The organism is Janthinobacterium sp. FT14W (assembly GCF_009208755.1).
GTDB classification, from domain to species: domain Bacteria; phylum Pseudomonadota; class Gammaproteobacteria; order Burkholderiales; family Burkholderiaceae_D; genus Janthinobacterium; species Janthinobacterium violaceinigrum.
Genome location: NZ_WFLL01000001.1, coordinates 120,003 through 144,590 on the forward strand (window position 1 = coordinate 120,003; position 24,588 = coordinate 144,590).

The window sequence follows — 24,588 nt, forward strand, 5'->3', positions numbered from 1 at the left end:
CCATGGACTTTGAACTGAGCGACGAGCAGCGCGAGTTCCAGCAGGCGGCGCGCGCGTTTGCCGAAGGCGAACTGGCGCCGCACGCGGCCCATTGGGACGCGGAATCGATCTTCCCGGTGGAAACGATTGCCAAGGCGGGCGAGATGGGCTTTTGCGGCCTGTACACGCCGCAGCGCTGGGGCGGCCTGGGCCTGTCGCGCCAGGACGCGGCCATCGTTTTCGAAGAGCTGGCGGGCGGCTGCACCTCGACCACGGCCTACATCACGATCCACAACATGGCCACCTGGATGCTGTCGCGCTGGGGGCAGGAAGCCCTGTGCGACGAGTGGGTGCCGGCCCTGGCCGCCGGCCAGAAGCTGGCCAGCTATTGCCTGACGGAGCCGCAGTCCGGATCCGATGCGGCGTCCCTGCGCACGAAAGCCGTCAGGCACGGTGACTTTTACGTACTCGACGGTACGAAGGCCTTTATCTCCGGCGCGGGCCAGACGGACATGCTGATCGTCATGGCGCGCACGGGCGGCGAGGGCGCGGCCGGCATTTCCGCGTTTGCCGTGCCGGCGAATTTGCCCGGCATCGTGTATGGCAAGAAAGAAGAAAAGATGGGCTGGAACAGCCAGCCCACGCGCATCATCAGCTTCGACCAGGTGAAAGTGCCGGTTGCTAACTTGCTGGGCGCGGAAGGCGAAGGGTTTGCGATTGCCATGAAGGGAATCGACGGCGGGCGCATCAATATTGCCGTGTGCTCGGTGGGCACGGCGCAGGCTGCCCTCACGCGCGCGCAGGCCTACATGAAGGAGCGCACGCAGTTCGGCCGCGAGTTGGCGCAATTCCAGGCGCTGCAATTCAAGCTGGCCGACATGCTGACGGAACTGGTGGCGGCGCGCCAGATGGTGCGCCTGGCGGCCTGGAAACTGGACCAGGAAAGCCCGGACGCCACGGCGTATTGCGCCATGGCAAAACGCTTCGCCACGGATGTGGGCTTCAATGTGGCCAACGATGCGCTGCAGCTGCATGGCGGCTACGGCTACATCCGCGAGTACCCGCTCGAGCGCCATGTGCGCGATACGCGCGTGCACCAGATCCTGGAAGGGACGAATGAAATCATGCGCCTGATCGTCGCGCGAGCGATCTTGAAAGACGGCGCCACGGAGACCTTACGATGACCAAAGTGTATACCAACCTGCTGCTGGAACGCCGTGGCCACACGGCCCTGGTGACCCTCGACAACCCGCCCGCCCACACGTGGACCCTGGCCAGCCTGAACGCGCTGAGGGACCTGGTGGCCGACCTGAATGGGGACCCGGACGTGTATGCGCTGGTGATCACGGGCGGCGGCGCCAAGTTCTTCTCGGCCGGCGCCGATTTAAAGGTGTTTGCCGACGGCGACAAGGACATGGCCTTCAAGATGGCGGCCGCGTTTGGCGAGGCGTTCGAGGCGCTGTCCGCGTTTCGCGGCGTCAGCATCGCCGCCATCAATGGCTATGCCATGGGCGGCGGGCTCGAATGCGCGCTGGCCTGCGATATCCGCATTGCCGAGGAACACGCGCAGATGGCCTTGCCGGAAGCGTCCGTCGGCTTGCTGCCGTGCGCGGGCGGCACGCAGCACTTGCCGTGGCTGGTGGGCGAAGGCTGGGCCAAGCGCATGATCTTGTGCGGCGAGCGGGTCGATGCGGCCAAGGCCCTGGCCATCGGCCTGGTCGAGGAAGTCGTGCCGACCGGCAAGGCCGCCGCCACGGCGCTGGCGCTGGCCGCCAAGGTGGCCCGTCAAAGCCCCAGCAGCGTGACGGCGTGCAAGACCCTGATCCAGGGCGCGCGCAGCCATCCGCTGGTCGCTTCCCTGCCCGATGAACGCACCCTGTTCCTGGGCCTGTTCGATACGCAAGACCAGAAAGAAGGCGTGCAGGCCTTCCTGGAAAAACGGCCGGCGGAGTGGAAGAATGGTTGAAATCGTCAATGTCGAGACAGTGAAACTGGAAGAGCGCGACTGTCCCGGCGGCATGAAGCTGGGCATCATCACGCTCGATGCGCCGAAGTCCCTGCACGCCTTGACCCTGGACATGATCCGCGCCATCGATGGCGCCCTCGTGCGCTGGGCCGCTGACGACGCCATCGCCTGCGTGGTGCTGCAATCGTCGACGGACAAGGCATTCTGTGCCGGCGGCGACGTGCGCAGCCTGCGCGGGGCCGTGGCTGACCAGCCTGGCGTCGTGCCCAACCCGCAGGCGCTGGCTTTCTTTGCCGAGGAATACCGGCTCGACCACCGCATCCATACGTATGCGAAACCGCTGCTCGTGTGGGGCGGCGGCATCGTCATGGGCGGCGGCCTGGGCCTGATGGCGGGCGCCAGCCACCGTGTGGTGACGGAAAGCACGCGCATCGCCATGCCGGAAATCACGATTGGCCTGTTTCCCGACGTGGGCGGCAGCTGGTTCCTGGGCCGCATGCCGGGGCGCAGCGGCCTGTTCCTGGGCTTGACGGGCGCGCCGCTGAACGCGGCCGACGCCCTGTTTGCAGGCCTGGGCGATTATTTCCTGCGCCAGGAAGAGCGCGCCATGGTGCTCGACGCGCTGGCGCTGGCGCAATGGCAAGCGAGCCCGCAGGCGAACCACCAGCAGCTGGGCCGCCTGCTGCGCGGCTTGTCGGCGCCGGCGTCCATGCTGCCCGTCTCCGAAGTGCGCGCCAACTTCGACGCCATCGCCGCGCTGACGCAAGCGCCCACCTTGCCCGAAGTGGTGGCCGCCATCGCCGCGTATGACGGCGATTCGGCCTGGCTGCAAAAGGCCGCCCACTCGCTGGACAAGGGCGCGCCCAGCTCGGCCGCCCTGGTATGGGCCATGCGCGAACGCACGCGCCACATGAGTCTGGCGCAAGTGTTCCAGCTGGAACTGATCGTTGCCGTGCAATGCTGCGCCCATGGGGACTTCAGCGAAGGCGTGCGCGCCTTGCTGATCGACAAGGACAACGCGCCGCAGTGGCAGCCGGCCAGCCTGGCCGACGTCAGTGCAGCGTATCTGGACGCGTATTTTACGGCGCCGTGGACACGGCATCCCTTGGCTGACTTATCTTAAAAGAACAACAGGAGACATACACATGCAACATATCGCTTTCATCGGCCTGGGCAACATGGGCGCGCCGATGGCCCGCAACCTGGTGGCCGCCGGCTTCCACGTATCCGTGTACGACCTGGCGCCGGCGGCCGTGGCTTCGCTGGTCGAGGCGGGCGCCACGGCGGCCGCGTCCGCCAGCGCGGCCGTGCAGACGGCCGATGCCGTCATCACCATGCTGCCAGCCAACAAGCACGTGCAGGAGCTGTACCTGGCGGCCGGCGGCGTGCTCGATTCGGCCAAGCCGGGCGCCCTGTTCATCGATTGCAGCACCATCGCCGCCGACGTGGCGCGCCAGGTGGCGCAGGCGGCCGGCGAGCGGGGCTTTGCCATGATCGATGCGCCCGTCTCGGGCGGCACGGCGGGTGCGGCCGCCGGCACGCTGACCTTCATCGTCGGCGGTAGCGAAGCAGCCTTGCAACAGGCGCGGCCCCTGCTGGAAAAGATGGGCAAGAACATTTTCCATGCGGGCGAGGCGGGTGCGGGCCAGGTGGCGAAGATTTGCAACAACATGCTGCTGGGTATCTTGATGGCCGGCACGGCCGAGGCGCTGAACCTGGGCGTGGCGCATGGCCTGGACCCGAAAGTGTTGTCCGACATCATGGCCAAGAGTTCGGGCCGCAACTGGACCCTGGAAGTGTACAACCCGTGGCCCGGCGTCATGGACGGCACGCCCGCATCGCGCAACTACACGGGCGGCTTCGGCACGGCACTGATGCTGAAAGACCTGGGCCTGGCGCAGCAGTCGGCCTTGTCGGCGAACGCGCCCACGCCATTGGGCGGCCTGGTGCGCCAGCTGTACCAGATGCATGCGCAAGCCGGGTATGCGCAGCAGGATTTCTCCAGCATCGTGCAAATGCTGCAGCCTGGATTGCAGACGCCTGCCGCCTGAGAAAATCCGGGCAAAAAAAAGCCCGCTGGTGAAAGCGGGCTAAATCCAATTCTTGGAAGAGTTGGAGGAGACAGATGCATTATGCTGCATCGCCACATATAACTCCAATTTATCTTTCGAATATCAAATATAGATTTTCGTGATATCTCATGCTGGCAGCCGCAAAACGGCTGCCAGTGCCGCCGCATCAGGCCGGACCGCAGGTGATCTGCACGGTCGTTACATTCGCTTCGCCCATGACGCCGATACCGCCGGTGTTCTCCACCACGCCGCATTTCAGGCCGGTCGGCTGGGTAAACACGCTGATGCCATATTTGTCGCCATCGGCAACACGCGTCCCCAGGGTGAAGGTCGTGCTGTCCTTGGCGATCGTGGTTTGCGCCGTACCGTTGATCAGGACCAGGCCGTCGGCTGTCAGGCCCGTCACCGTGCCGCCTACCGTATAGGTATTTTGCGTGCACGTGACCGCTGCCTGGATGCTCAGGTAGCGGCCTGCCGTACCGGAACCGCCACTGACGCCGCAATTCATGTGGGCGGGCTGTTGTTGCACGGTGATGTCATACTCGGTGCCATAGTCGATGCGTTGGGCAAAGGCAAACTTGGTCTGGCCGGATGCAATCGGGAGGTTGACGCCGCCGTTGGCCAGGATCAGGCCGTTGGTGTTCAAGTTGTTGACGGTGCCGCCGACTTCATACGAGGCCTTGCCGCCGCAAGCGGCCAGTCCCAGGGTCAGCAGCAGCGCGGTCAGCGGGCGCAGGCAGGATAACTTCATGTATTTCTCCAATGCAATATAGTGGTGGCGAATCGCGCGGCTTACAGCGCCGTGCAATTCAGTGCGGTGCCGGTCGTGGCGGCTGAGCCCATGGTGCCGTTGACAACGCGGCCGTCGGCGCTGGTGTTGGCGGAGGCCGCAAATTTGCACGTCTGGCCAGCTGGATACGTCAATATGGAAATATTGTAGGCGATGCCGTCATTGATGGCCGGGAAGGTATAGGCGGTGCTGCCATTCAGCGGGCTGGTGCTGAGATTGCCGATCGTCAGGGTCAGGCCGTCGGCGGTCAGGCCCGTGATGGTGCCGCTCAGCGGGTAGGTATTGGTCTTGCAGGTGACCACGGCCGTGGTCACGGAGTAGCTCGATGCCTTGCCCGCGCCATTGGCGATACTGCAGACGGCGCCCTTGGGCTGCTGCGCGATGGTGATGTCGTAGCGGTCATCGGTATTGACCAGCTTGGTGAAAACAAAGCTGCTCTGGCCCGCAGGAACCGGCAGGCTTTCCCCGTTATTCAGGAGAATCAGGCCATCTTTGGCCAGGCCGGTGACTGCGCCTTGCAGATACAGGTTGCCGCCGCTGCCGCCGCAGGCTGCCAGTGTGGCGGCGCAAGCCGCCGCCAGCATCGAGCGCAGGTACAAATTTTTCATACATTCTCCAAAACGAATTAGGTTGGGTAGCGCAACACGGACGCTGGCGCCGCATTGGAATGGCGCCTATTTTAGTCTATCTGGCAAGCTCGATGATCTTGCCTTGTATCACCCTGTAACAATTTTTCTCCGGGAAGCGCTGGCCCGGCCCCATTTCACGGGGGCGCAGCCATGCCGGCGGCGGCGATCGGTGCGACAATAGATGCAGGCTGCGCACCGTGGCGCGGCATTCACCGTGAGTCCCATGTCCCTAGTCCCTGCAAAACCCGCCGTGCCGCCCAAGGCCATCCTGTTCGACCTCGACGATACGCTGTGGCCCATCGCGCCAGTGATTGCCGCCGCCGAAACGCTGCTGCATGACTGGCTGGCCACGCATGCGCCCAAGGTGGCGCAGCAGTTTTCCATCGAGGTGCTGCGCCAGCACCGCCTGGCCATGCTCAACGAACAACCGCATTTCCATGGCAACCTGATCGAGTTGCGCCGGGCCGGCCTGTTGTCCGCCTTCGAGGCGGCCGGCGAAGATCCCGCCCTCGTCGATGGCGCCATCGCGCAGTTCCTGGCCGCGCGCAACCGCGTCCGGCCGTACGACGACGTGTTGCCCGGCCTGGCCTGGATGCGGCAGCGCATGCTGGTCGGCTCCATCTCGAATGGCAATGCGGACCTTGAAATTATCGGCCTGGCGCAGCATTTCAAGGTATCGATCGCCGCCAGCGAGTTTGGCGTGGCCAAGCCCGATGCCAGCATTTTCCTGGCCGCCTGCGCGGCGCTGGACGTGGCGCCCCATGAAGCCGTGTATGTGGGCGACGACCTGTATTTCGACGTGACGGGAGCGCAAGGGGCGGGCATGCGTGCCGTCTGGATGAACCGCAAGGGCAGCGACGCCCACCTGGCCGCCGGCGTGCAGCCCGACGCCATCTGCGCCAACTTTGACGACTTGCTGCTGTGGCTGCAGCAGCAACTGGAAGATTGATCGCCGCGGAACGGGCGAACGTGCATAATAGGCGCTGTTGATGCACGTTCGGCCGCTTTCGCTGCCGCTTGCCTAACAGAATACTCGCTTAAGAATACTTGCTTAAATAAAACACCATGCAACTCGATACACGTGCCCAAACACTGCTGAAAGCCCTGGTCGAGCGATATATCGCCGACGGCCTGCCGGTCGGTTCGCGCGCCTTGTCGAAAATTTCCGGCCTCGACCTGTCGCCGGCCACGATCCGCAACATCATGGCTGATCTGGAAGAGCTCGGCTATGTGTCCAGTCCGCACACCTCGGCCGGGCGCATCCCCACGCCGCGCGGCTACCGCATCTTTGTCGACACCTTGCTGACCGTGCGGCATCTGGACGAGCATCTGGTGGAGCCGCGCATGCGCCTGCAGACACCGCAGCCGCAAAAGACCATCGCCAACGCGGCGCAGATGCTGTCGTCGCTGTCGCAGTTTGCCGGCGTCGTGCTCAGCCCGCGCCGCGAATCCGTGTTCCAGCAAATCGAGTTCCTGCGCCTGTCGGAAAAACGCATCCTGCTCGTCATCGTTGCACCCGGCGGCGACGTGCAAAACCGCTTGTTGCTGACGGAGGCCGACTATACGCCGGCGCAACTGGTGCAATCGGCCAACTATATCAACCAGAATTATGGCGGCCTGTCATTCGACGCCGTACGCGTGCGCCTGCAGGGCGAATTGCGCCAGCTGCGCGACGACATGGGCAGCCTGATGCAGGCGGCCGTGGAAGCGGGCAGCGAAGCGATGGCCGACCACAGCGACGACATGGTGATTTCCGGCGAGCGCAACTTGCTCAGCGTGAGCGATCTGTCATCGAATATGCATTCGCTGCGCCAGATGTTCGACATGTTCGAGCAAAAGACGGGCTTGATGCAGCTGCTCGACGTATCGAGCAAGGCGACGGGCGTGCAGATTTTCATCGGCGGCGAATCGAACCTGGTGCCGATGGATGAGATGAGCGTGGTGACGGCGCCGTATGAAGTCAACGGCAAGATCGTGGGAACGTTGGGAGTGATCGGACCGACGCGCATGGCTTACGAGCGCGTCATCCCGATTGTCGATATCACGGCCAAGCTGCTGTCAAGCGCACTGAGCCATCATTGATCGTACTGCCTGGCGCGCTGGCCGCCCCATGGGAACGGCCAGCTGTGGTCAGGCTGTTTTGTGCGGGCAAGCTGTCTTGATGCAGTTGCCGTAGATGGCCAAAGCGTGTTCGGCGATCTTGAAGCCGCGCTCTTCGGCCACTTTTTGCTGGCGGATTTCGATCTCTTCGTCGAAGAATTCTTCGACCCGGCCACAATCGAGGCACACCAGGTGATCATGGTGGGAGCCTTCGTTGAGTTCGAAAATCGCCTTGCCGGTTTCAAAATGGTTGCGATTGAGCAAGCCAGCTTGTTCGAATTGCGTGAGGACGCGGTACACAGTTGCTAAACCGACATCCATATTGTCGGCCAGCAGAATCTTGTAGACGTCTTCCGCGGTCAGGTGGCGTACCGGGCTACTCTGGAAGATATCGAGTATCTTCAGCCGTGGCAGGGTGGCTTTCAGGCCGCTTGCCTTGAGATCACTAGGATTGTTACTCATGTTTGTTGCTCGTATGTGGGTCAGGTGCTTTATCATATAGCGTTTTAGCGGGGAGTGCCAAAATATGCATTTTTTGGCAGGCCGGCCACTCCTGGCGTTTTGTTCATCAAATTGAGGTCATTTATGCGCGTAACACCGGCTGTATTGCCATCTCTCCGGCACCGTATTTCATTTCGAGCACCCGTCGTGGCAGGCATGGTCTGTGTCGCGCTGGCCATGTCCGGCTGCGCCAGCCGTGGCATCCTTGGCGAAAAGCCGGCCGCCAGCCAAAAAGAAGGCAAGGAACTGGTTCCGGAACAGGGCGCCCAGACGACCACCATTACGCCGCTGCAAAAATTCATGTGGTTTTTCTCGCCGTATCGTCCAGACATTCAACAAGGCAACTTTGTCTCCGAAGAGATGCTGGCCCAGTTGAAAGTGGGCATGACGCGCGACCAGGTGCGTTTCGTCCTGGGCACCTCGCTGCTGACCGATATCTTCCATGCCGACCGCTGGGATTATCCATTCCGCCTGGCCCGGGGCAGTGGCGAAACCACCAGCAGCCGCGTGGTCGTGTACTTTGGCAAGGATGGCAAGGTTGAACGTTTCGAAGGCGGCAACTTGCCGACGGAGAAAGAATACATCGACCGTATCGCCGGTCCGTCGCCGTTCGCCAAGGTCGCCAAGGCTGACGTGCCGGCCGCTGCCGTACCATCGCCCGTGGCGCCGAGCGCCGTGCCCGTGCCGGCCGATGCGGCTCCCGCCATTCCGGTGAGCAAGCCTGACGTGGCCCCCGCACCGGCCACGGCACCTGCCGCCGAGCCTGCACCCGCTGCCGAACCCACCAAATAAGTTGCTGTAAGAGAATAAAATGACTGAACTGAAAATCGCCATCGCTGGCGCCAGCGGCCGCATGGGCCATATCCTGATCGAAGCGGTCAGCAATGCGCCCGACGCCGTGCTGGCCGGCGCGCTCGACCGCGCAGGTTCGCCTTCCGTCGGCCAGGATGCGGCCGCCTTCCTGGGCAAGCCTGCCGGCGTGCTGATCGAATCAAGCCTGGCCACGGGCCTGGCGAACGCCGATTTCCTGATCGACTTCACGCGTCCCGAAGGCACTTTGCAGCACCTGGCGTATTGCGCCGAACACGGCATCAAGATGATCATCGGCACCACCGGTTTCGATGACGCGGGCAAGGCCGCCATTGCCGCCGCCGCCGAAAAGACGGCCATCATGTTCGCACCGAACATGAGCGTGGGCGTGAATGTCACCATGAAATTGCTGGAACTGGCCGCGAAAAGCCTGTCCGAAGGCTACGACATTGAAATCGTCGAAGCGCATCACCGCTTCAAGGTCGATGCGCCATCGGGCACCGCCCTGCAAATGGGCGAAGTGGTGGCCGGCGCCCTGGGGCGCGACCTGAAGGAGTGCGCCGTGTACGGCCGCGAAGGCGTGACGGGCGAACGCGATCCGTCGACCATCGGCTTTGCCACCATCCGCGGCGGCGATATCGTGGGCGACCATACGGTGCTGTTTGCCGGCATCGGCGAGCGCATCGAGATCAGCCACAAGTCGAGCAGCCGCGTCACCTACGCGCACGGCGCCCTGCGCGCCGCGCGTTTCCTGGCGGACAAGCCGACGGGCCTGTTCGACATGCAGGATGTGCTGTCGCTGAAGAACTGAGGAACACCATGGCCACTGCCATCCTGAATGGAAAAGACATCACCGACGAAGCGAGCTTCCACGCGCAATGCGCGCAAGCCTTCGGTTTCCCCGAGTTCTACGGCAACAGCATGGATGCCTGGGTCGATTGCCTCAGCTACCTGCGCGACGAGGACGGCATGAGCAAATTCCGCTTGAAACCGAACGAAGTGCTGGATATCGTGGTGCAAGACGCGGAGGCAATGAAGGCGCAAGTGCCTGATTTACTGGAAGAAATCACGTTCTGCATCGCCGGCATCAATGAGCGCTATGAAGACTATGGCGAAAAGCCGGCGCTGAAATTGACGCTGAAGTAACGCTGACAACATAAAAACGCCGGACAGTGTTGCCACTGCCCGGCGTTTTTCTTTAGACGACCTTGCGTTCGCGCAAACCGTCGATCTGGCCGGCATCGAGGCCCAGCCATTGCTGCAACACCTCGTCCGTATGCTGCCCCAGCAACGGCGGCGGCAAGCGGTACTGCACCGGCGAGCCGGACAGGCGCACGGGATTGGCCACCAGCGCCACCGTGCCCGCCGTCGGATGCGGCATTTCCACTTTCAAGCCACGCGCCACCACTTGCGGGTCGGCAAAGACCTGGTCGATGCGGTTGACGGGGCCGCATGGCACGGCTTGCGCCTCGAAGGCGCTGATCCACTCGGCCGTCGTGCGCATGACCGTGGTCTGGCGCATCAGGGGAATCAGGATCGCCCGGTGCGCCACGCGCTGCGGATTGGTGGCGAAACGCTCGTCCTGTGCCCATTCCGGGTGGCCGGCGATGGCGCAAAAGCGCGAGAATTGCCCGTCATTGCCAATCGCCAGAATCATGTCGCCATCGGCCGTGGGGAAGTCTTGATATGGAACAATGTTCGGATGCGCATTGCCCATGCGCTGGGGCACTTTTCCCCCGCACAAGTAATTGGCTGCCTGGTTGCCCAGCGCCGCCACTTGCACGTCGAGCAGGGCCAGGTCGATATGCTGGCCCAGGCCCGAGCGCTCGCGTTCGGCCAGCGCCGCCTGCACGGCGATGGTGGCATACAGGCCCGTCAGGATGTCCGTCTGCGCCACGCCCACCTTTTGCGGCCCGGCGCCAGGCTGGCCATCGGGCACGCCCGTGATGCTCATCAAGCCGCCCATGCCCTGGATCAAAAAGTCATAGCCGGCGCGCGCCGCGTACGGCCCGTCCTGGCCAAAGCCCGTGATGGAGCAGTAGACGAGGCGCGGATTGAGCGCCAGCAAGCTGGCCGCGTCCAGGCCGTATTGCTTCAAGCCGCCCAGTTTGAAATTTTCCAGCAGCACGTCCGCCTCGGCGGCCAGCTGGCGCACCAGCGCTTGCCCTTCCGGGGCGGCCAGGTCGATGCACAAGGAGCGCTTGTTGCGGTTGGCGCACTGGAAGTAGGCGGCCTCGGCGGTATCGCGGCCGTCTTCATCCTTCAGGTAGGGCGGGCCCCAGGAGCGCGTGTCGTCGCCGCGTCCCGGTTGTTCAACCTTGACCACGTCGGCGCCCAGGTCGGCCAGCATTTGCCCGGCCCACGGGCCGGCCAGCACGCGCGACAGGTCCAGCACGCGCAAGCCGGTCAGCGGCGCGGGCCGCAGGGTGGAGGCGAAGGTGGAAGCCAGGGCATCCATTAGTTGAAGGCGGCGATGCCGGTGATGGCGCGGCCGATGATCAGCGCGTGCACGTCGTGCGTGCCTTCGTAGGTGTTGACCACTTCCAGGTTGACCAGGTGGCGGATCACGCCGAACTCGTCGGAAATGCCGTTGCCGCCCATCATGTCGCGCGCCATGCGGGCGATGTCCAGCGCCTTGCCGCAGCTGTTGCGTTTCATGATGGAAGTGATTTCCACGGCGGGCGAGCCCTCATCCTTCATGCGGCCCAGGCGCAAGCAGCCTTGCAAGCCCATGGTGATTTCCGTCAGCATGTCGGCCAGTTTCTTTTGCACCAGCTGGTTGGCGGCCAGCGGACGGCCGAATTGCTGGCGGTCCATCGTGTACTGGCGTGCCTTCAGGTAGCAGTCTTCGGCCGCGCCCAGCGCGCCCCAGGCGATGCCGTAGCGGGCGCTGTTCAGGCAGGTGAACGGGCCTTTCAGGCCGCGCACGTCGGGGAAAGCATTTTCTTCAGGGCAAAACACTTCATCCATGACGATTTCGCCGGTGATGCTGGTGCGCAAGCCCACCTTGCCGTGGATTTCCGGCGCGGACAGGCCTTTCCAGCCTTTTTCCAGCACGAAGCCACGGATCGCGCCTTCATCGTCCTTGGCCCAGACAACGAACACGTCGGCAATCGGGCTGTTGGTGATCCACATCTTGGCGCCGGAGATACTGTAGCCGCCCGCTACCTTGCGCGCGCGCGTGACCATGCTGCCGGGATCGGAGCCGTGGTTCGGTTCCGTCAGGCCGAAGCAGCCGATGTATTCGCCCGTGGCCAGTTTCGGCAGGTACTTCTGTTTGGTTTCTTCGTTGCCGAAGGCGTTGATCGGTACCATCACCAAGGACGATTGCACGCTCATCATCGAGCGGTAGCCCGAATCGACGCGCTCGACTTCGCGCGCGGCCAGGCCGTAGCAGACGTAGTTCAGGCCGGCGCCGCCGTACTGTTCCGGAATGGTCGTGCCCAACAAGCCCAGTTCACCCATTTCGCGGAAGATGGCGGCGTCCGTGCGGCCATGGCGGAACGATTCGAGCACGCGCGGTACCAGGCTGCCCTGGCAATAATCGCGGGCCGCTTCCAGCACGGCGCGTTCGTCGCCCGTCAGTTGTTCTTCCAGCAGCAGGGGGGAATTCCAGTCGAATACGGTTTTGCTCATCACAGGCCTCGCAGGTGAGCGCCGGTGATCGGCGCAAGATTGAATATGGCTCATGGTAGGTTTTTGCCTAGCCTTGCGCAAACGATTTTTTTGCACCCAGACATGCGTATCATGCATATCTTGCGGCATACTGGTGCTCTTTCACCGGCCGCTTACCTCCATGTCACGCAAAATTCCCATGCTGCAAGCTTTGAATTGCTTTGAGGCGGCCGCGCGCCACCAGAGCTACACGCACGCGGCGCGCGAACTGTCGCTGACGCAAAGCGCCGTGTCGCGGCAGATTTCATCGTTGGAGAGTTTTCTCGGCGTGCAACTGTTCCAGCGCACGCGCCATGGCGTGCTGCTGACCAGCGCCGGCGCCGCCTATGCGCGGCAGATCGCGGCGCGCCTCGATGGCCTGGAACGCGACACGCTCGACACCATGGCGCGCCAGGGCGGTGGCGGCGCCTTGCAGCTCGCTTCCGTGCCCACGTTTGCCACGCGCTGGCTGATGCCGCGGCTGTCCTCGCTGGCGGGGCAGCACCCGGACATCGTCGTGCATATCGATGCCTACACGAAACCGTTCATGTTTGCCGATACGGAATACGACGGCGCCCTGTACGCGGGCACGCCCGAGCAACTGGCGCGCTGGCCCGGCACGCGCGCCACCTTGCTCATGCATGAAGACATCGTGCCCGTCGCCAGCCCGCGCCTGCTGGCGGCGCGCAGCCATTGGCAGCCGCAGGACTTGTTGGAACTGACCCTGCTGCAGCAAAGTACGCGCCCGGGCGCCTGGCGCCAGTGGTTTGACGCCATGCAGGTTGACGGCGCGCTGGCCCGTTATGGCGCCCGCTATGAATTGTTTTCCATGCTGGCGATGGCCGCCGTGCAGGGCCAGGGCGTGGTCTTGCTGCCGCGCATGCTGGTGGAGGCGGAACTGGCGCGCGGCGAGCTGCGCATCGTGTGCGAGCGCCCACTGCGGGGGCAGCGGGCGTATTACCTGATTACGCCGGAAGCGGCGCATGAAAAAACGGCCTTGCAACAATTCCGGCTGTGGCTGCAGGGCGAAGCCGCCTGAGGCGAATCAAACCACCTTGGCCGTATCGAAATGGGGATTGTCGATGAGGCCGATCTGGTTGCCGAACGGGTCGAGCAATTCCACCGTGCGGATGCCGTCGCCCACGTCCGTGATCGGGTGGTGCAGGGTGCCGCCCAGCTTGATGATGCGCTCGACTTCCTGTTCGATGCCTTCCACGCCCCAGTACGTCACGCTGCCCTGCGTGCCCGGCTCGCCGCCCGGCAGCAAGCCCAGCTCGAAGCCGCCGATGGCAAACCCCACATAAAACGGCTGGTCGAAATACGGCGCCGTGCCAAATACCTGGCTGTACCAGGCCTTGGCCTGGTCCAGGTCGGGGACGGGATAGGTGACGGTGCGCAAGCCCTTGATCATGTTCTGCTCCTGTTGGTTGAAATGCCTGACGCCATCATGCCACCGGCGCGCGGCGCGCGATTGGAAAAATGGAAGGTGGTCACGCGCGCCGGCCCGCCAGCCATGCCTCGGGCGAGCTGTGGGCGAAATCCTGGAAGTCGTGGATCAGGTGCGACTGATCGAAATAGCCATATTTCAGGGCCACCTGCGCCCAGTCCGGCTGTGCCGCCAGGCCTTTCACGCCCAGGCTGGCGGCACGGAAGCGGCAGATGCGGGCAAACAGCTTGGGGCTGATGCCGACTTGCTGGCGAAATTGCTGCGCCAGGTGCTGGCGCGACACGCCCAGCTGCCGTGCCAGGCCCTCCACGCGTACCAGGCCTTGCGCGCCTTCGATGGCCGCGATGGCGTGTATGGCCACGCCAGCCGGCGCCAGGGGCGGCCCGGCGCGCAGGCGCAGCAGCAGATAATCTTGCAAAATGGCAATGCGTTGCATATTGCTTAGGGGATCGCTCCACAGCGCATCGTCCAGGCGTGCCGCCAGGTCGCGGCCCCACAGCTGCTGCAATCCCGCGCGGCCATCGTTGAGTTCGCACAAGGGCAGCCGGAAGAAGCGCGCCGCCGCGCCCGGTTTGAAGCGGGCCGCCACCGTCTGCACGAGGCCCTGGCTGACGACGGCAATCGGCGCCGTCATCATGCCGACGGCAAAGCTGGCATCGTGCTGGTCCTGGCACAGGATGTCGATGCAATTGTCGGGCAAGACCTGGTGCGTGAGGGGCGTGGCGCCCGTTTGCACGCGGCACGTCCAGACGCAGTCCAGCCAGGGCCGCAGGGCGGGGATGGGCGGATACTCCTGGTAGACGATCATGGCTGGGGTTGATGCAAAGAACAAGATTGTGACATATGACACAGCATAATTGGACACCGGCAAAAATATGCCAGCCCGGGCCGGCCAGCGCGCCGCGCTATCGGGTGGCGACAACCAGTATAATGCTCGGTTCATATCCACTATTGGCCGCACATCATGCAAGATAAATATAGTCCCGCCGACGTCGAACAAGCCGCCCAATCGCACTGGAAGGCGATCGACGCCTATAAAGCCGTCGAACACGACCCGCGTTTCCCTAAAGGCAAGTATTTTGCTTGCTCGATGCTACCTTACCCTTCGGGCAAGCTGCACATGGGGCACGTGCGCAACTATACGATCAATGACGTGATGTACCGCTACCTGCGCATGAACGGCTACAACGTGCTCATGCCGATGGGCTGGGATGCGTTCGGCATGCCGGCGGAAAATGCGGCCATGGCCAACAACGTGCCGCCCGCGCAATGGACGTATTCGAACATCGCCCACATGAAGCAGCAGATGGAATCGATGGGCCTGGCCATCGACTGGTCGCGCGAAATGACCGCCTGCAAGCCCGAATACTACAAATGGAACCAGTGGATGTTCCTCAAAATGCTGGAAAAAGGCATCATCTACAAGAAGACGGGTACCGTGAACTGGGACCCGATCGACCAGACCGTGCTGGCCAACGAACAAGTGGTCGACGGCAAAGGCTGGCGTTCGGGCGCGCTGATCGAAAAGCGCGAAATCCCCATGTACTACGCGCGCATCACCGATTACGCGGAAGAATTGCTGGCGTATGTGGATGACAAGCTGCCGGGCTGGCCCGAGCGCGTGCGCATCATGCAGACCAACTGGATCGGCAAGTCGACGGGCGTGCGCTTCGCCTTCCCGCACACGATCGCGGACGCCGAAGGCAGCCTGATCGGCGACGGCAAGCTGTACGTGTTTACCACGCGTCCGGACACCGTCATGGGCGTGACCTTCTGCGCCGTGGCCGCCGAGCACCCGCTGGCCATCCACGCCGCGCAGACGAATCCCGCACTGGCCGCCTTCAACGCCGAATGCAAGCTGGGCTCCGTGATCGAAGCGGACATGGCAACGATGGAGAAGAAGGGCATGCCGACGGGCCTGTTCGTTACCCATCCGCTGACGGGCGCGCAAGTGGAAGTCTGGGTCGGCAACTACGTGCTGATCACCTACGGCGATGGCGCCGTGATGGGCGTGCCGGCGCACGACGAGCGCGATTTCGGCTTTGCCAAGAAATACGACCTGCCGATCAAGCAAGTGATCGAAGTCAAGGGCCAGGAATTCTCGACGGATGCCTGGCAGGAATCGTATGGCAGCAAGGACGGTGTCTGCGTCGCTTCCGGCAAATACGACGGCCTGCATTTCGCTTCTGCCGTCGATGCGGTGGCCGCCGACCTGGCCGGACTGGGCCTGGGCGAAAAGAAAACCACGTTCCGCCTGCGCGACTGGGGCATTTCGCGCCAGCGCTACTGGGGCACGCCGATCCCGATGATCCATTGCGCCGACTGCGGCGTGGTACCGGTGCCGGAAAAAGACTTGCCGGTGGTGCTGCCGGAAGACTGCGTGCCGGACGGCACGGGCAATCCGCTGAACAAATATGAAGCTTTCCTCCAGTGCGACTGCCCGCAGTGCGGCAAGCCGGCGCGCCGAGAGACGGACACCATGGATACCTTCGTCGATTCGTCGTGGTACTACATGCGCTATACCTCGCCAGGCTCGAACGACGCCATGGTCGACGCGCGCAACGATTACTGGATGCCGATGGACCAGTACATCGGCGGCATCGAACACGCCGTCATGCACTTGCTGTACGCGCGCTTCTGGACCAAGATCATGCGCGACTTCGGCCTGGTCAAGTTCGACGAGCCATTCGTGAACCTGCTGACGCAAGGCATGGTGCTCAACGAAACCTACTTCCGCAAGGATGCGGCGGGCAAGACCACCTGGTTCAACCCGGACGACGTGCGCCTGTCGCTCGACGACAAGGGCCGACCGCAAAGCGCCATCCTGGTGGCCGACGGCCAGCCGGTGGAAATCGGCGGCACGGAAAAAATGTCGAAGTCGAAGAACAACGGCATCGACCCGCAAGCGCAGATCGAGCAGTACGGCGCCGACACGGCCCGCCTGTTCACCATGTTCGCTTCGCCGCCGGAACAGACCCTGGAATGGTCGGGCAGCGGCGTCGAAGGCGCGAACCGCTTCCTGCGCCGCGTGTGGAACTTCGGCTACGCGCAGTCGGCCGGCATCCTGGCGGCACTGGCCGGCGGCGCCGCGCCTGCCACGGGCGACGCGCAGAAAAACCTGCGCCGCGAATTGCACAAGCTGCTGCAACAAGCCGATTACGACTTGAAGCGCATCCAGTACAACACCGTGGTGTCGGCCTGCATGAAGATGCTCAACACCCTGGAATCGGCCAAGCTGGACGACAGCGCGCAGTCGAAGGCCCTGATCGCCGAAGGCTTCTCCATCTTCCTGCGCCTGCTCAACCCTGTCGCGCCGCACATCACCCACGTGCTGTGGCAGGAGCTGGGCTACGCGGGCGTGCATGGCGACCTGCTCAACGCGCCGTGGCCGCAAGTCGACCCGGCCGCATTGGAACAGTCCGAAATCGAGATGATGATCCAGGTGAACGGCAAGCTGCGCGGCTCGATCACGGTGGCCAAGGATGCGGACAAGGCCAGCATCGAAGCGGCCGCGCTGGCGTGCGAAAGTGTGCAAAAGTACGTCGAGACCACGCCGAAGAAGATCATCGTCGTGCCAGGCAAGTTAATCAGCATCGTGGTGTAATCATGACGACCTCCTCTTCCGTATCGCTGCTGGGCGGGCGCGCATGGCGCGCCATGCTGGCCATCGCCCTGACCCTGCTGTTGTCGGCCTGCGGCTTTCACTTGCGCGGTTCGAACGGCAGTTTCATGCTGCCGTTCGCGACGATGTATATCGGCTTGCCCGATACGTCGCCGCTGGCGATCGGCCTGAAGCGCTATATCCGCGCCATCGGCAGCACGGAGGTGGTGAACACCAAGGATGGCGCCGACGCCGTGCTTGAAGTGCTCAGCGACCCGGAGAGGAACCGTACCAAGACCATTCTGTCGCTGAACAAAAATGGCCGGGTGCAGGAATACCAGCTCGGCTATTCGATCAACTTCCGCGTCCTCGACAAGGCCGGCAACCAGTTGCTGGCACCGACCACCATCAGCCTGGTGCGTCCGATCACCTTCGACGAGTCGCAGGTGCTGGCCAAGGAAACCGAGGAAGCGGCGCTGTACCGCGACATGCGCAACGACCTGGTGCAGCAGATCATGCGCCGCCTGGCCGCCATCAAGCCGGTGCTGCCGGCCATGTCGGTGGCGCCAGTGGCGCCCGTGACGCCGGTCGCGCCGGCCGCCCCGCAGCAGTAACGGGGACGCCATGCAATTGCGGATAGACGCGCTCGACGGGCATGTGGCCAAGCCGCTGGCGCAGCTGTATGTGATCACCAGCGATGAACATTTGCTGGCGCTGGAAGCGGCCGACAAGATCCGCCGCGCGGCGCGCGCGCAGGGTTACTCCGAGCGCGACGTGCTGACGGTAGAGCGCAGCTTCAAGTGGGGCGAACTGCTGGCGGCGAACCAGGAACTGTCGCTGTTTGGCGATAAAAAACTGATCGAACTGCGCATCCCCACCGGCAAGCCGGGCAAGGACGGCGGCGCGGCGCTGCAAAGCTATGCGAAAAACCTCAGTCCCGACAACCTGACCCTGATCACCTTGCCCAAGCTGGACTGGGCCACGCAGAAGGCGGCGTGGGTGGCCAGCCTGCAGCAGGCGGCCGTGTATATCGACATCCCGAATGTGGAACGGGCGCAATTGCCGGTCTGGATATCCCAGCGCCTGGCCGCGCAGGGGCAGAGCGCCGAACGGGCCAGCATCGACTTCATCGCCGAACGGGTGGAGGGCAATCTGCTGGCGGCGCACCAGGAAATCCAGAAACTGGGCTTGCTGCATGCTGCGGGCAAGCTGACGTACGAGCAAGTGCAGGACGCGGTGCTGAACGTGGCCCGCTACGATGTCTTCAAGCTGTCCGAAGCCATGCTGGCCGGCGATCCGGCGCGCCTGGTGCGCATGCTCGAAGGCTTGAAGGGCGAGGGCGAGGCGCTGCCGCTGGTCTTGTGGGCCGTCTCCGAGGAAATCCGCACGCTGTTAAAATTGAAGGCCGGCATGGCACAAGGGCGTCCATTGGGCGCGCTGCTGAAGGAGTACCGCATCTGGGGACCGCGCGAGCGGATGATGGAGCCGGCCCTGCGGCGCATTTCGCTGCCCGTGCTGGAAGCGGCGCTGCAGCAGGCGGCGCAGGTGGACAAGATGATCAAGGGCTTGCGCGCCAAGGGCTACGCGGGCGATGCCTGGGATGCCATGCTGCAGCTGGGCCTGAAGATCGCCCGAGGCTAGTTTTTTACTATATGGATACGAGCATGGACATCACAGAATATATGCAGGACGTGGGCACGCGCGCACGCGCCGCGTCGCGCGCCATGGCGCGTGCCGACAGCGCCACGCGCAACCGCGCCTTGAGCCTGATCGCCGCCGCCATCGTGCGCGATGCGGACCTGCTGCGCGCGGCCAACCAGCGCGACCTCGATGCGGCGGCCGCCGCCGGCCTGGCGCCGGCCATGCTCGACCGCCTGACCCTGTCCGACGCCGCCATCGCCACCATGGTCGAAGGCTTGACGCAGATCGTCGCGCTGGCCGATCCGATCGGTGAAATCTCGAACATGAAATTCCGCCCGACGGGCATCCAGGTGGGACAGATGCGCGTACCGCTGGGTGTCATCGGCATCATCTATGAAGCGCGGCCGAACGTGACGGTGGACGCGGCTGGCCTGTGCATCAAGAGCGGCAACGCGACGATCCTGCGCGGCGGTTCGGAAGCGATTCACTGCAACCGCGCGCTGGCCAAGCTGGTACAGGAAGGGCTGCTGGGGGCAGGCCTGCCGGCCGATGCCGTGCAGGTCATCGATACCACCGACCGCGCCGCCGTCGGCGCCCTGATCACCATGCCGCAGTACGTGGACGTCATCGTGCCGCGCGGCGGCAAAGGACTGATCGCGCGCCTGATGGACGAGGCCACCGTGCCGATGATCAAGCATCTCGACGGCATCTGCCACGTCTACATCGACGCCAAGGCGGATCTGAAAAAAGCGCTGGAGATCGGCTTCAACGCGAAGTGTCACCGCTATGGCACCTGCAACACCATGGAAACCCTGCTGGTGTCGCGCGCCATCGCGCCTGTCGTGCTGCCGCAGCTGGCGGAACTGTACCTGACCAAGCAGGTGGAACTGCGCGCCGATCCGGAAAGCCATGCGATCCTGGCCGCCGCTGCCTATCCGCATCTGGTGCCCGCCACCGAGGAAGACTGGCGCACCGAATACCTGGCCGCCATCCTGTCGATAAAAGTGGTCGACGGCATCGACGAAGCGATGGACCACATCAACCGGTATTCGTCGAAACACACGGAAGCCATCATCACGGAAGACTACAGCGATGCGCTGCGCTTCCTGCGCGAAGTCGATTCCGCTTCCGTGATGGTGAATGCCTCGACGCGTTTCGCCGACGGCTTCGAATATGGCCTGGGTGCCGAGATCGGCATTTCGAACGACAAGCTGCATGCGCGCGGTCCGGTGGGACTGGAAGGCCTGACTTCGCTCAAATACGTGGTCTTTGGCCACGGCGAAGTGCGCAAGTAAGAAACGTAGGTAATACGCGTTCGCGGGCGGCCCACGAGGTGGCCCGTGCTCTCATTTCTGTAGCTCTCTGACACTGGGACCCCCATGCTCTTTCTTTGGACCAAAGCCTTCCACATTATCTTCGTCATGTCCTGGTTCGCCGGCCTGTTTTACTTGCCGCGCATTTTCGTGAACCTGGCGATGGAGACGGAAACGGTGGCGACCGAGCGGCTGTTGCTGATGGCGCGCAAGCTGTACCGTTTCATGTCCCTGCTGGCGCTGCCGGCCATGGTGCTGGGCCTGGCGTTGATGTGGATGTTGTACGGCGGAGGCGAAGGCCGCATGAAGATGCCGGGCTGGATGCACGCCAAGCTGACGTTCGTGGTGCTGCTGCTCGGCTATCACCACGCCTGCGGTTCCATCCTGCGCAAGTTCGAAAAAGGTCTCAATAAGCGCAGCCACACCTGGTTCCGCTGGTTTAACGAGGTGCCGGTGGTGATGCTGCTGGCCGTCGTCGTGCTGGTCGTGGTCAAGCCTTTCTAAGGGAGTCGAGATGAGTGCAAGCCAGAGCAAAGTCGTGCAGTATTTCTTCGCGCCCCACTCGCCATGGACCTACCTGGGCCACGCGCGCCTGATGGCCATCGCCGCGAAGACGGGCGCGCAGATCGACGTGCGGCCCTTCGACCTGGGCAAGGTCTTCAGCGTGTCGGGCGGCCTGCCGCTGGCCAAGCGCGCGCCGCAGCGCCAGGCGTATCGCCTTGCCGAACTGGCGCGCTGGTCGGCCTTCTTGCAAGTGCCTTTGAATCTGCAGCCGAAGTTCTTTCCCGTGTCGCCGGAAGCGTCGGCCAAGCTGATCATCGCCACGCGCCTGGCGCATGGCGTGGAGGCGTCGCTGAACCTGGCGCACGCCATCATGCGGGGACTGTGGGCCGAAGAGCGCAACATCGGCGACGAAGAGACGCTGGTGCAGATCGCCGTCGACGCCGGCTTCGATGGCCGCCAGTTGCTCAAGACGTCGGAGACGGCCAGCGTGCAGGCCGAATACGACGCCAACACGGAGGCAGCGACTGCCGCTTCCGTCTTCGGCTCGCCGTGGTACATCGTCGATGGCGAAGGCTTCTGGGGCCAGGATCGTCTCGACTTCGTCGAGCGCGCGCTGGAGAAGTAGTTTGTAGAGAGTAGTTAGTAAGCCCAAGAGCAGAACTGGGGTCGGTCCCCGCAGGATCGGGATGTGCCCCACTGGGGCGCATCCCCCCTCAGGGTCCGACCCCGGCCTTTTTCAGGGGTCTTCATTGAACGTGTTTTTTAACGGATAAAAGGTATCCTAATCATGGCTTCATATTTTTGCCCATGCCCGCGCGGCATGGAAGCGGCGCTGGCCGAAGAGCTGGGCGAGATCGCCCAGGACAGTTCGACCATGAAGGTCCACAACCAGGTGCCGGGCGGCGTACACTGCTCGGGCGACCTGCTCGATTCCTACCGCATCAACCTGCATTCGCGCATTGCTTCGCGCGTGCTGATGCGCATGGCCCATTCCGGCTACAAGACGGAAAACGATATCTATGACCTGACCCTGGCGCAAGCCTGGGAAGACTGGTTCGGCGTGCACCACACGATCCGCGTCGACGTCACGGCCGTGAAATCGCCGCTGCGCAGCCTGGAATTCACGACATTGAAGATCAAGGATGCGATCTGCGACCGCTTCCGCGACCAGTTCAACGAGCGTCCGTCGGTCAACACCAAGACGCCGGACATGCGCATCGTCGGCTTCCTCGACGCGCACACGTTTACCGTGTATCTCGACACCTCGGGCGAAGCCCTGTTCAAGCGCGGCTGGCGCGAAGAGACGGGCGACGCGCCGCTGCGCGAAAATCTGGCCGCCGGCTTGCTGCGCGTGTCGGGCTGGAAGCCGGGCATGGTGCTGTTCGACCCGATGTGCGGTTCCGGCACCATCCTGGCCGAAGCGGCGCAGATGCTGCAAGGCATTCCGCCGGGCGCTGCGCGCCAGTTCGCCTTTGAAAACTTCCACGACTTCGATCCGGCGCCATGGAATGCCATGAAAAACGCCATCAAGGTCAATCCGCTGCCGGCCGAGCCGACCATTTTCGGCAGCGACATCTCGGGCGACATGGTGGCGATGACGCGCCACAACCTGCGTTGCGCGGGCGTGCGCTTCGAGGTGCCGCTGAAACAGATCGAGGCGCAGGAAGTCAAGCCGCCAAGCGACGTGCCGGGCATCATGCTGACCAACCCGCCTTACGGCGAGCGTATCGGCGTGCGCGGCGACAGCACCATTCCGGAAGATGAACTGTCGACGTCCTTCTATTCGGCCATGGGCACGACCCTGAAGCAGCGTTTCGCCGGCTGGACCGTGTTCCTGTTTACGGCCGACCTGGGCTTGCCCAAGCTGCTGCGTCTGAAGGAAGCGCGCAAGACGCCATTCTTCAACGGCGCGCTGGAATGCCGTCTGTTCCGTTTCGATATGGTCGCCGGCTACAACCGCCGCGAAGAAGCCAAACCCAAAAATAACTGATCAAACCTGCTGTGCGTCGGGATAGGCAGCCTGTGATGCTCGCCGTACTGGTGTACGGCTGCGCTTCTCGGCCACCTCTCCCTTCCGCTCGCGACGGTTTTATCAGCTATTTTGGAGTCTGTAGACGTTTGTAGTAACGCAGCACCTCGCGCTGTCCGACGCCGGTCCGCGCGCCACTTTGGATCTACCATGTTTCCCACCCCTCCGGCCGATGTGCCGCCCGACCCGGTCACGCCCGTTCCGCCTCCCACACCGAGCCACATGGCGCCTTTGAGCCGCGGCGCGCTGGCCATGATGCTGGCCGGCCTGTCGATGCTGGGCCCCCTGTCGATCGACACCTACCTGCCTGCCTTTGGCGCGATCCAGGGTTCGCTGCAGGCGTCGCCGCTGGAAGTGCAGCAGTCGCTGACGTTCTACATGCTGGCTTTTGCCGGCATGGTGCTATGGCATGGCGCGATCTCGGACACCTTCGGCCGGCGCAACGTCATTCTCGTGTCCCTGCTGATGTTTTCCATCGGCTCGCTCGGTTGCGCTTCGGCGCACACGGTGCACTATCTGTGGTTCTTCCGCATCATGCAGGGCGTGTCGGCCGGTGCCGGCGTGGTGATCAGCCGCGCCATCATCCGCGATCTGTATTCCGATGCGGCGGCGGCCCGTTTGCTGTCGCTGGTGACGATGATCTTTTCCATCGCCCCGGCCGTGGCGCCGATTCTCGGCGGCTGGATCGTCATCTGGTTCGACTGGCGCTCGATCTTCCTGTTCCTCGCCTTTTACACGGTGGTCCTGCTGGCGTTCTGCTACTGGCGCCTGCCCGAAACCCTGCCGGCGGAAAAGCGCCAGCCCTTCAATCCCCGCTTCCTGGCGTCGAGCTATGGCCAGATCCTGCGCTCGCCCCTGTTTCACATCAAGGCCGGTATCGTCGCCCTCAATTTCGCGGGCCTGTTCCTGTTCATCACGGCCGCGCCGGAAATGCTGCCCAAGCAGCTGCACCTGGGGCCATCGCAGTTCGGCTGGCTGTTTATCCCGTGCGTGAGCGGGATTTTCATGGGGGCGCTGGCGGCCAACCGCATTGCCGGCAAGGTCACGTTCGCGCGCCAGATCGGCATCGGCTTCGCCTTCCTGCTGTGCGCGGCCAGCGTCAATGTCGTGTACCATCTGTTCCTGCCGCCATCGCTGCCCTGGTCGGTGCTGCCCCTGTTCTTCTACACCTTCGGCATGTCGCTGGTGGGGCCGGGCGCGACCTTGCTGGCGCTGGATCTGTTCCCGCATATCCGCGGCACCGTCGCCTCGTGCCAGTCGTTCGCCAGCACCTTGCTCGGTGCCGTGGTGGCCGGCGTGATCTCGCCGCTGCTGTCCGGCTCCGTGCTGTGGCTGGCGTCGGGCCAGCTGGGGTTTACGGCGCTGGCACTGGCGCTGTGGCTGCTCTCGCGGCGCTTCCGCCACCGGTTACTTGGTGCCATCAAGGCATAAGTTTCCATGGCGGAACGCTAGATTTATTTCAACTTAATTTTCTATATTGCAAGTAATAGCCGACGCTTATGATAAGATGACTTTTTTTCCCGGCATCCTCTCAGGCAGTCTATTTTTGGGT

Annotated in this window: 25 protein-coding genes; 18 read left to right on the plus strand and 7 right to left on the minus strand. The window is 63.4% G+C overall.

Features of this window, described 5'->3' with window-relative positions; translation table 11 throughout:
* Positions 1-2: 2 nt before the first annotated feature.
* Genes GCN74_RS00510 through mmsB form a run of 4 tightly spaced genes read left to right on the plus strand, consistent with a single transcriptional unit; the run spans position 3 to position 3,996 of the window.
* Positions 3-1,163, plus strand: coding sequence for an acyl-CoA dehydrogenase family protein (locus GCN74_RS00510; RefSeq protein ID WP_152254839.1), 1,161 nt, complete (start codon positions 3-5; stop codon positions 1,161-1,163).
* Positions 1,160-1,945 (plus strand): enoyl-CoA hydratase, encoded by a 786-nt coding sequence (locus GCN74_RS00515; RefSeq protein WP_152254840.1) that lies wholly within the window; start codon positions 1,160-1,162, stop codon positions 1,943-1,945. The genes GCN74_RS00510 and GCN74_RS00515 overlap by 4 nt, the downstream gene beginning before the upstream one ends.
* Positions 1,938-3,068 (plus strand): enoyl-CoA hydratase/isomerase family protein, encoded by a 1,131-nt coding sequence (locus tag GCN74_RS00520; protein ID WP_152254841.1) that lies wholly within the window; start codon positions 1,938-1,940, stop codon positions 3,066-3,068. The genes GCN74_RS00515 and GCN74_RS00520 overlap by 8 nt, the downstream gene beginning before the upstream one ends.
* On the plus strand, positions 3,055-3,996 hold the full coding sequence (gene mmsB, locus GCN74_RS00525; protein WP_226938819.1) for a 3-hydroxyisobutyrate dehydrogenase: 942 nt from the start codon (positions 3,055-3,057) through the stop codon (positions 3,994-3,996). Before GCN74_RS00520 ends, mmsB begins: the two co-directional genes overlap by 14 nt.
* Before the next feature lie 187 nt (positions 3,997-4,183).
* On the opposite strand, the gene GCN74_RS00530 is transcribed toward mmsB, so the two are convergent.
* Together GCN74_RS00530 and GCN74_RS00535 are read right to left on the minus strand one after the other, a co-directional pair.
* Positions 4,184-4,768, minus strand: a complete 585-nt coding sequence (locus GCN74_RS00530; RefSeq protein WP_152254843.1) for a hypothetical protein — start codon at positions 4,766-4,768, stop codon at positions 4,184-4,186.
* 41 nt (positions 4,769-4,809) lie between these two features.
* Positions 4,810-5,415 carry a hypothetical protein gene (locus GCN74_RS00535; RefSeq protein ID WP_152254844.1) on the minus strand — a complete coding sequence of 202 codons (606 nt, stop codon included), beginning with the start codon at positions 5,413-5,415 and terminating at the stop codon, positions 4,810-4,812.
* Positions 5,416-5,659: 244 nt separating this feature from the next.
* Between GCN74_RS00535 and GCN74_RS00540 the strand changes: the two genes are divergently transcribed.
* Positions 5,660-6,385: an HAD family hydrolase gene (locus GCN74_RS00540; RefSeq protein WP_193316917.1), complete on the plus strand. Its 726-nt coding sequence runs from the start codon at positions 5,660-5,662 to the stop codon at positions 6,383-6,385.
* A 116-nt stretch (positions 6,386-6,501) separates the two neighbouring features.
* Positions 6,502-7,518 carry a heat-inducible transcriptional repressor HrcA gene (gene hrcA, locus GCN74_RS00545; RefSeq protein ID WP_152254845.1) on the plus strand — a complete coding sequence of 339 codons (1,017 nt, stop codon included), beginning with the start codon at positions 6,502-6,504 and terminating at the stop codon, positions 7,516-7,518.
* A gap of 48 nt (positions 7,519-7,566) precedes the next feature.
* Here hrcA and fur read toward each other — a convergent pair whose 3' ends face one another.
* A complete protein-coding gene (gene fur / locus GCN74_RS00550; protein WP_099761922.1) occupies positions 7,567-7,998 on the minus strand; it encodes a ferric iron uptake transcriptional regulator in 432 nt (143 codons plus the stop codon).
* Between the two features lie 195 nt (positions 7,999-8,193).
* Between fur and GCN74_RS00555 the strand changes: the two genes are divergently transcribed.
* The 3 genes from GCN74_RS00555 to GCN74_RS00565 are packed head-to-tail and all read left to right on the plus strand — an operon-like array spanning position 8,194 to position 9,993.
* Complete coding sequence (locus tag GCN74_RS00555; RefSeq protein WP_226938820.1) at positions 8,194-8,829, plus strand: outer membrane protein assembly factor BamE; 636 nt, start codon at positions 8,194-8,196, stop codon at positions 8,827-8,829.
* A 19-nt stretch (positions 8,830-8,848) separates the two neighbouring features.
* Positions 8,849-9,658: a 4-hydroxy-tetrahydrodipicolinate reductase gene (dapB, locus tag GCN74_RS00560; protein ID WP_152254846.1), complete on the plus strand. Its 810-nt coding sequence runs from the start codon at positions 8,849-8,851 to the stop codon at positions 9,656-9,658.
* 8 nt (positions 9,659-9,666) lie between these two features.
* Positions 9,667-9,993: a barstar family protein gene (locus GCN74_RS00565; RefSeq protein WP_152254847.1), complete on the plus strand. Its 327-nt coding sequence runs from the start codon at positions 9,667-9,669 to the stop codon at positions 9,991-9,993.
* 52 nt (positions 9,994-10,045) lie between these two features.
* Here the strand turns inward: GCN74_RS00565 and GCN74_RS00570 are convergent, their stop codons facing one another.
* Both GCN74_RS00570 and GCN74_RS00575 read right to left on the minus strand, forming a co-directional pair.
* Entirely contained in the window at positions 10,046-11,305 is a 1,260-nt protein-coding gene (locus GCN74_RS00570) for a CaiB/BaiF CoA transferase family protein (protein WP_152254848.1), read from the minus strand.
* The gene (locus GCN74_RS00575) at positions 11,305-12,483 is read right to left on the minus strand and encodes an acyl-CoA dehydrogenase (RefSeq protein WP_152254849.1); all 1,179 of its coding nucleotides are present in this window, start codon (positions 12,481-12,483) and stop codon (positions 11,305-11,307) included. Before GCN74_RS00575 ends, GCN74_RS00570 begins: the two co-directional genes overlap by 1 nt.
* Positions 12,484-12,643: 160 nt before the next feature.
* On the opposite strand from GCN74_RS00575, the gene GCN74_RS00580 reads away from it, so the two are divergent.
* Positions 12,644-13,540, plus strand: a complete 897-nt coding sequence (locus GCN74_RS00580) for a LysR substrate-binding domain-containing protein (RefSeq protein WP_152254850.1) — start codon at positions 12,644-12,646, stop codon at positions 13,538-13,540.
* Positions 13,541-13,546: 6 nt separating this feature from the next.
* Here the strand turns inward: GCN74_RS00580 and GCN74_RS00585 are convergent, their stop codons facing one another.
* Both GCN74_RS00585 and GCN74_RS00590 read right to left on the minus strand, forming a co-directional pair.
* Positions 13,547-13,912, minus strand: a complete 366-nt coding sequence (locus tag GCN74_RS00585; protein WP_152254851.1) for a VOC family protein — start codon at positions 13,910-13,912, stop codon at positions 13,547-13,549.
* Positions 13,913-13,991: 79 nt separating this feature from the next.
* Positions 13,992-14,780, minus strand: a complete 789-nt coding sequence (locus tag GCN74_RS00590) for a helix-turn-helix domain-containing protein (protein ID WP_226938797.1) — start codon at positions 14,778-14,780, stop codon at positions 13,992-13,994.
* A 132-nt stretch (positions 14,781-14,912) separates the two neighbouring features.
* Here GCN74_RS00590 and leuS point away from each other — a divergent pair, with 132 nt between their 5' ends.
* From leuS to GCN74_RS00630, 8 genes are all read left to right on the plus strand, one after another.
* Positions 14,913-17,552: a leucine--tRNA ligase gene (leuS, locus tag GCN74_RS00595; protein WP_152254852.1), complete on the plus strand. Its 2,640-nt coding sequence runs from the start codon at positions 14,913-14,915 to the stop codon at positions 17,550-17,552.
* Between the two features lie 2 nt (positions 17,553-17,554).
* Positions 17,555-18,163: an LPS assembly lipoprotein LptE gene (gene lptE / locus GCN74_RS00600; protein WP_152254853.1), complete on the plus strand. Its 609-nt coding sequence runs from the start codon at positions 17,555-17,557 to the stop codon at positions 18,161-18,163.
* A gap of 10 nt (positions 18,164-18,173) precedes the next feature.
* Entirely contained in the window at positions 18,174-19,190 is a 1,017-nt protein-coding gene (gene holA / locus GCN74_RS00605) for a DNA polymerase III subunit delta (protein ID WP_152254854.1), read from the plus strand.
* Between the two features lie 23 nt (positions 19,191-19,213).
* A complete protein-coding gene (locus GCN74_RS00610; RefSeq protein ID WP_152254855.1) occupies positions 19,214-20,485 on the plus strand; it encodes a glutamate-5-semialdehyde dehydrogenase in 1,272 nt (423 codons plus the stop codon).
* A gap of 84 nt (positions 20,486-20,569) precedes the next feature.
* Entirely contained in the window at positions 20,570-21,007 is a 438-nt protein-coding gene (locus GCN74_RS00615; RefSeq protein WP_034745744.1) for a CopD family protein, read from the plus strand.
* A gap of 10 nt (positions 21,008-21,017) precedes the next feature.
* The gene (locus GCN74_RS00620) at positions 21,018-21,632 is read left to right on the plus strand and encodes a 2-hydroxychromene-2-carboxylate isomerase (RefSeq protein WP_152254856.1); all 615 of its coding nucleotides are present in this window, start codon (positions 21,018-21,020) and stop codon (positions 21,630-21,632) included.
* Positions 21,633-21,794: 162 nt separating this feature from the next.
* On the plus strand, positions 21,795-22,997 hold the full coding sequence (locus tag GCN74_RS00625; RefSeq protein ID WP_413541512.1) for a THUMP domain-containing class I SAM-dependent RNA methyltransferase: 1,203 nt from the start codon (positions 21,795-21,797) through the stop codon (positions 22,995-22,997).
* A 189-nt stretch (positions 22,998-23,186) separates the two neighbouring features.
* Positions 23,187-24,467 carry a multidrug effflux MFS transporter gene (locus GCN74_RS00630; RefSeq protein ID WP_226938798.1) on the plus strand — a complete coding sequence of 427 codons (1,281 nt, stop codon included), beginning with the start codon at positions 23,187-23,189 and terminating at the stop codon, positions 24,465-24,467.
* The last annotated feature ends 121 nt before the right edge of the window (positions 24,468-24,588 follow it).